Here is a 12,036-nt window from a genome sequence, read left to right as displayed (position 1 = left end):
CTGGAACAGAAAAAGCAAGAAATGTATATGGAAACAACCTAATAAGCAGAAAGTCAGGGAATACAACAGCATACTACATGTACAACGGACATGGAGATGTTACAAACTTATTAGATGGAAAGGGAGGAATAATAGGAAGTTACTATTATGATGCCTTTGGAAATGTACAAGAAAATACATCAACCTTCAGCAACCCATATAGATATGCAGGATATCAATATGATGAAGAAATAGGAAAGTACTATCTGCTAAACAGAATGTATGATCCAGAATCAGCAAGATTCATGCAGGAAGATACCTATAGAGGAAATGCAAATGATCCATTAAGCTTAAATCTATATACTTATGTAAATAACAACCCAATGATCTATGATGACCAAAATGGACATTGGCCAAGTTTTATAGATAACTTTGTAAGTAGTGCAAAGAGTGTATTAAGTAGTGCGATAAGTTATGTAAAAGAAACTGCAAGTAATATTTATAATGCTGTAATTAACCTTCCATCTACCATATCTAGTGGATTTAATTATGCAAAAGATACAGTATATAGCTGGGGGAAAACTATAAATAGCACATACAAAACAATAAAGACAGTATATAATAAGGTTGTAAAACCGATAGTGACGAACTATGCGAAGCAAAAGATAGAAGAAGTAAAGACAGGTATATCAGTTAAGGCTGGAGAGGTAGCTAATTATGTAAAGAATATAGATGTACCGAAGCTATTATTTGGAGGAATGTCTGTAGTAGCAGGGGCAGGAGCTATAGCTACAGGAATTGGTATTGGATTGGTACCAGGTTTGCAATTAGTGGGAATAGGTTTAATAGGAGCAGGAGCAGCAAGTATAGCCTATGGAACTGGAGAAGTAATAGAATGGACAGGACGCATAAATCCGGTAAAAGATTTTGCAGAGAGAAATCTAGGAATGTCTGAAACAGCTTATGATATAACAGGAATGGTAGTATCAACAGTAAGCAGTGCTGGAACAGAAGCCTTTGCTGGAATAGCTAAGTTAGGATGGTCTGCATTAAGGGCAGAAGTATCTGGAGGAAAAGTCTTAAAAGGAATAACCAATTTTGTAAAGGGCATTACAAGCGAGACTAAGGGGGCGGGTAATGCTAACGTGCTTTCAAAATCAGGCGAAATCCCATTAACAGGTGTGGAGCGTTTTGATAGATTAGCATATGGAACTGATGAATTTAACAGTTGGAAAGCAAATCTCGAAGGACGCAATTACAAGGTTGTTGAAAATTATAATTTACCTTCGGGTAATCCAGCTAATGTTTTAAAGAATGGAACTATAGAAATTAATCCTAATGAATTTAGGTATATAGACTTGCTTCATGAAAGTCGTCATGTGTTCCATGACTCTGTATCCTTAAGCCAAACTGGGAAATCAGTTCTTCAACAAAAGGGATGGCTTAAACGTGATATGAGAAACATTGTAGAAATAGATGCATATAAGTATGAAATGTCTTTAGCGGAGAGAAAAGGATTTAGCCAGGAATATAAAGATTTTCTACAAGGAAGAATCAACGATTATTCAAGTGCTTATATAAATTCTAACTCTACAATTGACAATTTTACTAGTCAACTTAATTATTATAATAAAAAATAAAATTAAAATGAGGCAATAAATTGTATTAGAGGTGATTAAAATTATTATGGAAAACAAATTAGATACACCTTTGTATTGTACTAATTGTCGAGCGGAGTTTTCAATTGAACAATTTGGTGGAGACCCCTATGAAAGTCCACTAGAGGAAATCATTGATTATTGTTGCTTAGAAAAGTTAAAGCAAGAGTTGCAATTGTTATATAAGACAGAACGAATGTATCATGATTATCCACAATCTAGAAATAAAATGATTACAAGAAATAATAGCGATGCAAGTGATAGACCGAGTTCTGAAGAAATTAAATTATGGACTAATGGGGATAAGATACTTGAAAAGTTTTTACTAACAACATCATTTAATTTAGAAAAGAGAAAGAGTTATGTTGAAAGATGCATAAAGGAAGAAGAAGTAGAGCCTATAATGTGTACGAAATGTGGAGGAGGTATAATTGTTTTTAAAGAAGGACGATTAGAAGATTTCGAGCCTAAATTAACATGATGAATAATTATAATTAACATTTTAAGATAATTAATAAAATTGAAAGATTTGTTAATTAGAAAGGAAGGTAACTACAAAATTGTAGAGAAAGTCACTTCAAAAATATTTAGCAAAAAAATTGGTAACGTAAGTATAGGACTTTCATAGATGCCAAATATGAAATATTAAAATAAGCTCACTGATTAATATTAATAATGCAGTGAAAAGATGAAATGAATCAGCTGAAATCAAGTAGGCTGGTTCATTTTTTTAGCAGTTAAAAGATGCTATAAATACATCATTCAAAAGAACTATATTAAAAAGCAACGATAACACATCAGAAAACAGAGATTTTAAAGACTGTGAACAAGAGTGGCGTTAAACTGTAAAAGTGTTGAATAAAGGCTAAAGCTACTGAATTTAATAGCTACTGATAAATAATTAAAATCTTTTCGGCAGTTGTACAAGTATAAGTATATGATAAAGGATTTCCTGAATAATTAGAACAGTCATCCTTAGGAGCCAGTAAAATGAGCATAGAAGAGATATGTGCCTTGATAAGCCAGGAAATCCTAGGTTCAATAATTCCACTTGAAAGTTAATGCAATTCAGAACAATAATATATACAGGATAAAATCTTTAATGCTTGAAAAGATAGATGTATCTGATAGAGGATTTCCTGGATAACTAGAACAGGTATATCTAGGAGTCAGTAAAACCAGTATAGAAGAGATATGTAACTTGATAGGCTAGGAAGACTTAGATTCAATAATTCCACTTGAAAGTTAATGGAATAGGGAACAATAATATATACAGGACAAAATCTTTAATGCTTGCACAGATAAAAGTATCTGATAAAGGACTTCCTAGATAATTAGAACAGGCATCTATAGGAGCCAGTAAAACGAGCATAGAAGAGATGTGTAAGTTGATAGGCTAGGAAAACCTAGGTTTAATAATTCCACTTGAAAGTTAATGGAATTGGGAACAATAATATATATACAGGATAAAATCTTTAATGCTTGGACAGATAATAGCATCTGATAAAGGATTTCCTGGATAATTAGAACAGGTATCTATAGGAGCCAGTAAAACCAGTATAGAAGAGATAGGTAACCTGATAGGCTAGAAAGACTTGGATTCAATAATTCCACTTAAAAGTTAATGGAATTGAGAACATATAATATGTAGTATAAAAGCACTAAAAAATAAAAAGAATTAATAAAATAAAACATATAAATAATATAGTTGACTATAATGACTTGGGACTTGGGACTTGGAAATAGGAACTAGGGACTAGGAAATTGTAACGGGGGGTAGGGGGGCATATGTCTGATAAGAAGATATAAGATTGAAATAAATAATAAATAATAAATATATTTCAATATAAAATATAATAAATACAGATAAAGAAATAATAATTGATATAATTATAGATAATCAGAGTTAAGAATAATAAGAATTAATCAATTGAAAAATAGATATAATTGATACAGGAATATATAATAAGATTAATCAATGTAAATGATTAATCTGTACTGTATTCAGAGGATTAAATGAACCAAGTAATAAATATTTCAATAATAATAATCTGAAAATACAATACATCAGCCAGTAGAACTATATTAAAAAGCAACGGTAACGCATCAGAAAACAGAGATTTATGAGAATGTGAATAAGAATACCATTCAGATTGAAAAGCTGTAAAGAATGGCTAAATCAGCTGAATTTAAAATAGGGGATAAATATATATTATAACAATGATAAAAGAGTTAATGTTTCCAATCAGGGAGCATTAACTCTTTTTTAATGTAAAGAAATTGGAGGGAGTAATAACAATGTGTCAATTAATTGAAGAGTTTAAGATAAGTTTAATCGAGGATGGAAAGAGTCCTAAAACAATAGAAAGCTATGTTGGTGACATTAATGCGTTTAAAGAGTTCTTAACAGCTAAAGGAGTTGAGTTCAATGGTAATCTTCAACGATTCTACGTAGTAAGCTACAAGAATTTTCTGGTAGAGAGTAACTACGAGGTAGCAACAATCAATAAAAAGATAAATAGCATTCATGCTCTAAATAGATACTTAATAGCTGCTGGTGAGATGAAAGAAATAGTTGTAGAAAATTCTAAGGACAGGGTAAAGATTGCCTATGGTTCAGAAAAACAAGTGGAAGTCTATTCAGAGAAGGAGGTTGATAAGATACTCTTCTACATTCAGAACGAGGACAAGGTAAGTAAAAGGAATAAGGTAATCATAATGTTACTGCTTTATACAGGAGTTAGAGTAAGTGAGCTATGTAGCATAAAGATTAGAGATATTGATTTCTTGAATTACTCAATAAAAATTTACGGAAAGGGAGGTAAGTTTAGAGAAGTTCCATTGAAATTCGATTTAGCGGATGCAATCAAGGAATACATTAAGGATAGAGATTATAATGCTAAGGATGCTGAATATCTAATAATAGGTCAGAGAGGAGCATTAAGAAGAGATGCAATAAATACAATGCTTGAAAGGTTAACTGATGAGATAGGAATGATAAATAAGCTTAAACCGCACACATTTCGCCACACTTTCTGTACAAGGTTAATAAATAGAGGAGTACCAATTTCAACTGTAAGTAAACTAGCAGGTCATAGTAGTGTCGATACTACTATGACCTTTTATATTAACAGCAGTAGAGAAGAGAAAATGAAGGCGGTAAGCCTATTGTAGGAGGAGAAAATAATGATAACAATTTACACTTTAGAAGAAATCAAGGAGCTAAGAGACATTTCCGAAGCAATGAAAGAAGAATTGCAATCATACTTCAAAGAGATAGCTAAAGGAATTGTAGGGGAAAACTGGAGGTCATACAATCTTGATGAGGTTGGACCAATACTTGTACTAGAAGATGATGATACAGTTGATGTGCTAGATGAATACGGATTAATGCAGGGAAATAAAAGCGTACCTCAAGCACTACCAGAATTCGCACTAAGGGTAATAGTAGGAGATGTTGAAATGCTAAAAATAATCTGGGTATGCAATGATTCCTTTGGTGTTTCTGTGTACTATCCCATAGGAAAGTTCAGCAAAGAATTTGATGAATTCTTAATGGAATACATTATGGAGTAGTGGTTATGGAGCAGAGAGAGGAGAATATAGTGGAAATAATGATATTAATTGCAAGAATAATAATGTTAATACTTAGTGGAATGTCATCAGCAGGAGCAGTTGGGGAAGTTGCTAAAGCTAGTGGTGTAGCAGCAGTAATATTGTGGAATAAGCTACCTAAAAGGTTTAGATAGGGCAGATATTGGGCGGATTTAGGTCATATAAAACCTAGATAAATCAATGTGTTGGGCATATGGGGACATTAAACTATGAAAATTCAATAAAAAATAATTGAATAATAAGTAAAAATAAAAAAGAATTCACTAGATGATACACCCATACGCCCTAAGCCAGTAAAATCAACAACTTTAGAAAATTAACTACGCCCTAAAAGCGTCCTAAAAGAGTCCAATAATAAAAGGTAAATATCGTTGTAACCGTAATATCGTAATGTCAATAATGACGATATTTTCAGTTACAATAGGTTAACTGGAAATTAGAAACAGAGGTTTAAAAGGAATAACAGATAAAAATGGCTGAAGGCAGAAGAAATAAAGAGTAAATAGGAGATGTTAAAAATAAAAGCGTTAAAAAGTCTTAAAATAGACAGTTTATAGCCTAGGAAGTCCTTAACTGGAAATTGTAAAAGGAGGACAAGTTAAGGAAGTCTAGGGATACTATGAATATAGATAAAATCAGTGATTTCAGCATGTGACTAAAATAAAGCTAGGATATATACTGAATCAAAAGAAATTGTAATTAATGCGGGAGTGGGTTATCTCACTGTAGAAGATTCAATAATGATTTCATTGAAAGCTGCAAGGTCATTACCTCTAGCAGAATAAGAACGGATTGGCTTTCGCCCCCATGCACAATAATTCTCCTAGAGGATTGATTGAATGCTTTAAACTGAGGTTGCCTGCGTTCCTGCATGGAATGATGAATAGGAGTGAGTAGATATGCATAAGAAGCAAAATCATATATATGTTGGACTAGACCTACACAAGGATACCCATACCGCTGTTATAATAGATTGTTGGGATGAGAAGATAGGCTCAATAACCATCGAGAATAAGCCTTCTAATTTCACACAACTAATGAACAAGGTAAATAAGATAGCAGGTAAGCTTACACCAGTCTATGGACTTGAAGATGTACATGGCTATGGTAGAAGTTTAGCAGTGTTCCTAATAGAAAAAGGAATGATAGTAAAAGAAGTTAACTCCGCACTTTCCTTCATGGAAAGAATGAGTTACCCTACAACTAAAAAGAGTGATGATTGGGATGCCAAGTGCATTGCATCAGTACTTTTAAGAAAGCTAGATACACTACCAGATGCCAATCCACAAGACTTATACTGGACAATAAAAATGATGGTGAATAGAAGAGATGCAATTGTAAAATCAATAACAACTCTAACTAACCAGCTTCATGAACAGTTAAACTATAACTACCCAAGCTATAAGAAATTTTTTTCTGATGTAAACAGTAAGACTGCATTAGCATTCTACGAGGAATACCCATCACCGAAGCACCTAAGAGGTGTAACTGATGAAGCTTTAGCAGAATTTCTAAGAAAGCCTAGTCATAATAGCTGTTCCATAAGAAAGGCTAAAGAGATACTAGACATTGTAGAAAGTGATGGGGATACAACAAGAGAGTACCAAGAGTCTAGAGATTTCATCATTCAAAGCATTGTAAGAGACATTGCTTTTAAGAGTGAGGAAATCAAGAAAGTTGAAACTGAAATGAAAAAACTACTAAAACTACTAGACCTAAAGCTTGAAACAATTCCAGGCATAGATACTGTAACTGCAATAGCTCTTGTTGCTCACATAGGAGACATTAAAAGATTCCGTAATGCTGATAAGCTAGCTAAGTTTTCTGGAATAGCACCAGTAAATTTCAGTTCAGCTGGTAAAGGTAAGGATAAAAAGAGTAAGCAAGGTAATAGGGAACTCTACGGAGTGTTCTATTTCCTAGCAGTTCAACAGATACAAGTCTCTAAGAAAGGAACTCCTAGAAATCCAGTTTTCCTAGAATACTACAAGAGAAAAGTTTCAGATGGTAAGACCAAGATACAAGCATTAGTGTGTGTAATGAGAAGGCTTAACAACATCATCTATGGGATGATGAAGAATAAGACTGAATACATTTTACCAGATATGGAAGTTGAAAAGATAGCATGATAAAATAGTGGTAGAGATTGAAAAGAGTAGGCTCTACCACCAATAAATAATAAGACAGACTCTGCCCCAAGGGGGTGGGTAATCCTAGTTCTCTAGCGAAAATTGGCGGAGAAAGTTCCGCACTTCCAAGTAATTTATTGACTAAAGAGGCTATTATAAAGGAGCTTGATGGAGTAACGCCTAAATCAACAGAAATTGCGAATGCAATCAAAAATGGGGATTTAAAAGTTACAACTATAAGCGATAGATTATTTGATATGTGGGTTGGTGAAGGTGCACAAGCGAGGGCAGTGGGTGACCATCTATATTTAAGGTCCAGTTCAAAAAGTTATTACAGTGATGTAGTACATGAGGGAATCCATGGCACAGACTTCCTAAATGGTTATGGTGCTGGTAAAACTAAAACAACATGGCAATGGGAAAAGCGAGCATATTATTATGAAAGACAATTTCAAATAAATTCAGGTAGACCAGTTGACTATAAGACACTACCTCAGATGTTATATCATATTAAACATAATTATCCTGAAGTATTGAGAAACCCAAATGACTAAAAAGAAAGAATACTTAATATTCATAGAAAGGGTAAATAACAAACAGGTATATTAAAAAGAGGTGAGAAAATGATTGATTTAATATCTAATATGTTAACAAGTATTAACACAAGCAATATAGCGCCTTTATTGATTAATGCAGAAAAAATAGTAGGTCCTCGTTCTCTAAGAGTAGTGATGATTAATATTGTTGACTGGTTAAAGCTAGAATATAAGAGAGAAACTCAAAAAAGACCATCAAAACCATTGCTATTAAATTATAATTATGATTGGTGTAACAATGTAAAAACTTTGATTGAATCAGATTGTATTTTTTCTCAAGTATTTTCTGTCTGTGAGGGTAGTTTATATTATAATAAATCTTTAGATGACAGCAGTATAAGCGAAGCAAGACGACTATGTTTTGAAGGGTTTAATCCACCTGAGTTTACAACGATGAGAAAGAAATAGTAAATTTTTAAACTTACTTCATAAGTTTAAACTATCTCGCTACAAAAGTTAATATGCTTCTGATTTATTCCCCAAAGCTTTAAATATGATAAATAATATATGGAAAAATCAAGTGATACATACTGCATAATATTAATAATGCAGTGAAAAGATGAAATGAATCAGCTGAATTTAAGTAGGCTGGTTCATTATTTTTTTAGCAGTTAACATATACTATAAGTTCATTCTTCAAAAGAAGTACATTAAAAAGCAACGACAATACATCAGAAAACAGAGATTTAAAAGACTGTGAATAAGAGTGGCATTGAATTTTAAAAGTGTTGAATAAAGGCTAAAGCTACTGAATTTAATAGAAATTGATAGCTTAAAGAGCAATGGTGCTGGAGGGTTTGACATTCTTACGGCATATCCAAGTAAATAAGGAGTGGTAAAATGGATAATAGTTATATGGAAAAACTTGAAGCTTTTTTAGCAGGAACATTTCATCAAGATATCGATTCACCAGAAGATGCACTTGATGATTATATTAGTGAAGTGGGTAAAGAATGGTTGCAAGATATTGTTGATAGCGCAGAAACTTTCTTGAAAAGCGAAATTGGACTTGAAGAGAAAAATGAATTTATAGAAACAAATGCTGAAATATTTTTTCCTGCAATACAATTAACTCCACTACAATGGTTCAACAGTATTATAGAACGATTAAAAAAGGAAATGTTAAATTAGCAAGTGGTTGTTTTGAAATGGTGGTAATAATTAAGAATTGTTACTACCATTTTTTTGCAATATCCAATAATCTGTGACAATCAAAATGGACATTGGCCAAGTTTTATAGATAACTTTGTAAGTAGTGCAAAGAGTGTATTAAGTAGTGCAATAAGTTGTGCAAAAGAAACTGCAAGTAATATTTATAATACTGTAATTAACCTTCCATCTACCATATCTAGTGGATTTAATTATGTAAAAGATACAGTATATAGCTGGGGAAAAACTATAAATAGCACATACAAAACAATAAAGACAGTATATAATAAGGTTGTAAAACCGATAGTGACGAACTATGCGAAGCAAAAGATAGAAGAAGTAAAGACAGGTATATCAGTTAAGGCTGGAGAGGTAGCTAATTATGTAAAGAATATAGATGTACCGAAGCTATTATTTGGAGGAATGTCTGTAGTAGCAGGGGCAGGAGCTATAACTACAGGAATTGGTATTGGATTGGTACCAGGTTTGCAATTAGTGGGAATAGGTTTAATAGGAGCAGGAGCAGCAAGTATAGTGTACGGAGCTGCGGAAGTAGCAGAATCAACAATGCATATAAATCCAATAAAAGATTTTGCAGAGCAAAAGCTCGGAATGTCTGAAACAGCTTATGATATAACGGGAATGGCAGTATCAACAGTAAGCAGTGCTGGAACAGAAGCCTTTGCAGGAATAGCTAAGTTAGGATTGTCTGCTTTAAGGGCAGAAGTATCTGGAGGAAAAGGCTTAAAAGGAATAGCTAATTTTGTAAAGGGCATCACAAGCGAGGCTAAGAGAGCGGATGAATCTAGTATATTTTCGAAGGTTTTTTCAGCAAAGAAAAAAGGTTATGTAAAATTAGGTGGATGGTTTGAGAAGAAGGAGATAAATAATCCTAAACTTTATAGAAAAATGAGCATTGCTGAAGCAGAAAAGACTCTTGAAAACGGATTACAGCCTGCAAGACGTGGAGCAGACCCTACGAAATGGACATCAGAAAGCTTGGAGAAGGTTCGAGAATTTGATAATAAGATTGTACAGCCTGGAACAGAAGAGGTTATTGTTGAGTTTGAGATGAATCCAGAGTACTATAAGAATATGCAAGAAAGCGCTGTTCCACAACATGGTTCAAAAGGAAATCCAAATGTAAAGTATCATTATGAAGGGTTAGAAGTTGATGGACCATATAAGAACTATGGTATTACACCAGAGCAAATTGATTTATTTAATAGTAATATATTAAATAAGAGAATTGTAAAACAGTAATTTTCTAGATAAAGCTCTATGCAATCTAGGTTTACCTAAGAACAATATTTAATTTTAACGAGGTTTAACTTAAATGAATCAAGTATATAAAAAAGAAATAATCCATGAGGATAGAAGAATATTAGCAACATATGATGAAACTACAATTAGAATTTATCAAGCCTATAATAATAGAATTGCTGATGAAGCATTGGAATTAGGTAGGTTTGGAAAATCATTCAAAGTAGATAGAATGACATGGATAAAACCATCTTTTCTTTGGATGATGTACAGGTCGGGCTGGGGAACAAAAGTTGACCAAGAAAGAATTTTAGCTATAGATATAATGAGAGAGGGGTTTGAGGAAATAATTCTAAATGCAGTATTATCTACGTATAATGAAAAAGTTTATTCCACATATGATGAGTGGAAGAATAAGTTAGGTGCTTCACAAGTGAGATGCCAATGGGACCCAGATAGAGATATATACGGTGATTCTATAGAAAGAAGAGCGATACAATTAGGAATTAAGGGATCAATGGTTAATAAATATGTTAACGAGTGGATTAAGAAGATTACTGATATAACTGAAGATGTTGGTACTTTGAGGGAAGCGAGACATAATAAGACTATAGATATCAAAGCATTGCCAAATGAAAAAGAGTATTTTGTTAATGATAGCATAAGAGATATACTTGGTATGATATAGGAGAGTGATGAAGAGTGGACATTAATAAGGATATAATAAGAGGTTTGTTAATTGATTCAGTACATTCAAAAACTGAGGCAAAAGATTTCTTTACTAAAAATCTTAATAGTAGTGAATTATTAAATATGCTAGTTGAAGTTGCTATTGATGATTATTCTGGAGACGCGAGAATGGAAGCAGCATACTGGATTTCAAAGTTTGATACTACATTGCTAAAAAGTATAGAAAAAGATTTATTAAGGATTCAAGAAGATGAATTGGATAGTATAGCATGTCATATATTAGTTGCACTAGGAAGAATAAAGTCTGAAGAAGGGTTAAAGTTCTTAATTGAAAAAAGAATAGAACCTGAAATGTATTGGGAATCGCAGGCATTAAAATACTATTATAGTGATATATTAGAAGAATAAGAATTAGATATATATCGGGTGACTGCAAAATTGTGATATAATTAACTACATAATTTACTTTGAAGTTACTAATTTGAGTAGGTGTAATCAGTTTATAAGAAGAATAAAATTAAGCTAGCGGAATAATTTCAATAATGAAGTGAGCTGTAACTAAAAGAAAAAAATGAATATATATTATAATAAGGATAATAGCCAATGTTTCTAATGAAGAAGCATTGGCTATTTTTAGTGTAAAGAAACTTCGTAGTACCACAAGCAGTAAGCGCAAGAGTTGCAGATATTTATAACAGTCCAGAAAAGACTTACGATATAGTAAACTCAGAGATAAAGGATAAGGTTGTAGCTAACACTGTAACTACATTAATAAGTAGTTCTATAGCATCAGACAATACTCAGTTTAATGAAAAGATAGTACAATATAGCTATGACAGCTTTAATCAGTTAACAGAAGCAAAAAATGATGCAGGAACAATATTAAAAAATACTTACAATGGAGAAGGCTTAAGAGTAAGTAAGGAGCAAGGAGCTCAAAAGACAAACCTTCTATAC

General features: G+C 32.6%; 12 protein-coding genes. All 12 read left to right on the top strand.

Annotation, left to right across the window (positions count from 1 at the left end):
• Window positions 1-1,619 (top strand): RHS repeat-associated core domain-containing protein (locus JHL18_RS18880; protein WP_338025484.1); only part of this gene is annotated, 1,619 nt, incomplete at its 5' end.
• A gap of 46 nt (window positions 1,620-1,665) precedes the next feature.
• On the top strand, window positions 1,666-2,118 hold the full coding sequence (locus JHL18_RS18875) for a hypothetical protein (RefSeq protein ID WP_200272108.1): 453 nt from the start codon (window positions 1,666-1,668) through the stop codon (window positions 2,116-2,118).
• Between the two features lie 1,817 nt (window positions 2,119-3,935).
• Window positions 3,936-4,811, top strand: coding sequence for a tyrosine-type recombinase/integrase (locus JHL18_RS18870; RefSeq protein WP_200272106.1), 876 nt, complete (start codon window positions 3,936-3,938; stop codon window positions 4,809-4,811).
• 12 nt (window positions 4,812-4,823) lie between these two features.
• Complete coding sequence (locus JHL18_RS18865) at window positions 4,824-5,213, top strand: hypothetical protein (protein ID WP_200272104.1); 390 nt, start codon at window positions 4,824-4,826, stop codon at window positions 5,211-5,213.
• 5 nt (window positions 5,214-5,218) lie between these two features.
• Window positions 5,219-5,386 (top strand): hypothetical protein, encoded by a 168-nt coding sequence (locus tag JHL18_RS18860; protein ID WP_200272144.1) that lies wholly within the window; start codon window positions 5,219-5,221, stop codon window positions 5,384-5,386.
• A 765-nt stretch (window positions 5,387-6,151) separates the two neighbouring features.
• The gene (locus JHL18_RS18855; protein ID WP_200272102.1) at window positions 6,152-7,381 is read left to right on the top strand and encodes an IS110 family RNA-guided transposase; all 1,230 of its coding nucleotides are present in this window, start codon (window positions 6,152-6,154) and stop codon (window positions 7,379-7,381) included.
• A 74-nt stretch (window positions 7,382-7,455) separates the two neighbouring features.
• Complete coding sequence (locus JHL18_RS18850; RefSeq protein WP_200272100.1) at window positions 7,456-7,935, top strand: hypothetical protein; 480 nt, start codon at window positions 7,456-7,458, stop codon at window positions 7,933-7,935.
• Between the two features lie 90 nt (window positions 7,936-8,025).
• A complete protein-coding gene (locus JHL18_RS18845; RefSeq protein WP_200272097.1) occupies window positions 8,026-8,385 on the top strand; it encodes a hypothetical protein in 360 nt (119 codons plus the stop codon).
• Between the two features lie 432 nt (window positions 8,386-8,817).
• On the top strand, window positions 8,818-9,108 hold the full coding sequence (locus tag JHL18_RS18840) for a contact-dependent growth inhibition system immunity protein (protein WP_200272095.1): 291 nt from the start codon (window positions 8,818-8,820) through the stop codon (window positions 9,106-9,108).
• A gap of 54 nt (window positions 9,109-9,162) precedes the next feature.
• On the top strand, window positions 9,163-10,389 hold the full coding sequence (locus JHL18_RS18835) for a hypothetical protein (protein ID WP_200272093.1): 1,227 nt from the start codon (window positions 9,163-9,165) through the stop codon (window positions 10,387-10,389).
• Window positions 10,390-10,462: 73 nt separating this feature from the next.
• Window positions 10,463-11,077 carry a DUF4291 domain-containing protein gene (locus JHL18_RS18830; RefSeq protein WP_200272091.1) on the top strand — a complete coding sequence of 205 codons (615 nt, stop codon included), beginning with the start codon at window positions 10,463-10,465 and terminating at the stop codon, window positions 11,075-11,077.
• Window positions 11,078-11,091: 14 nt separating this feature from the next.
• The gene (locus tag JHL18_RS18825; RefSeq protein WP_200272089.1) at window positions 11,092-11,487 is read left to right on the top strand and encodes a hypothetical protein; all 396 of its coding nucleotides are present in this window, start codon (window positions 11,092-11,094) and stop codon (window positions 11,485-11,487) included.
• Window positions 11,488-12,036: the final 549 nt, after the last annotated feature.

Origin of the sequence: Clostridium yunnanense, from assembly GCF_016595795.1 — a bacterium.
GTDB classification, from domain to species: Bacteria; Bacillota; Clostridia; order Clostridiales; family Clostridiaceae; genus Clostridium_AR; species Clostridium_AR yunnanense.
This window is presented reverse-complemented; position numbering and strand designations above follow the sequence as displayed.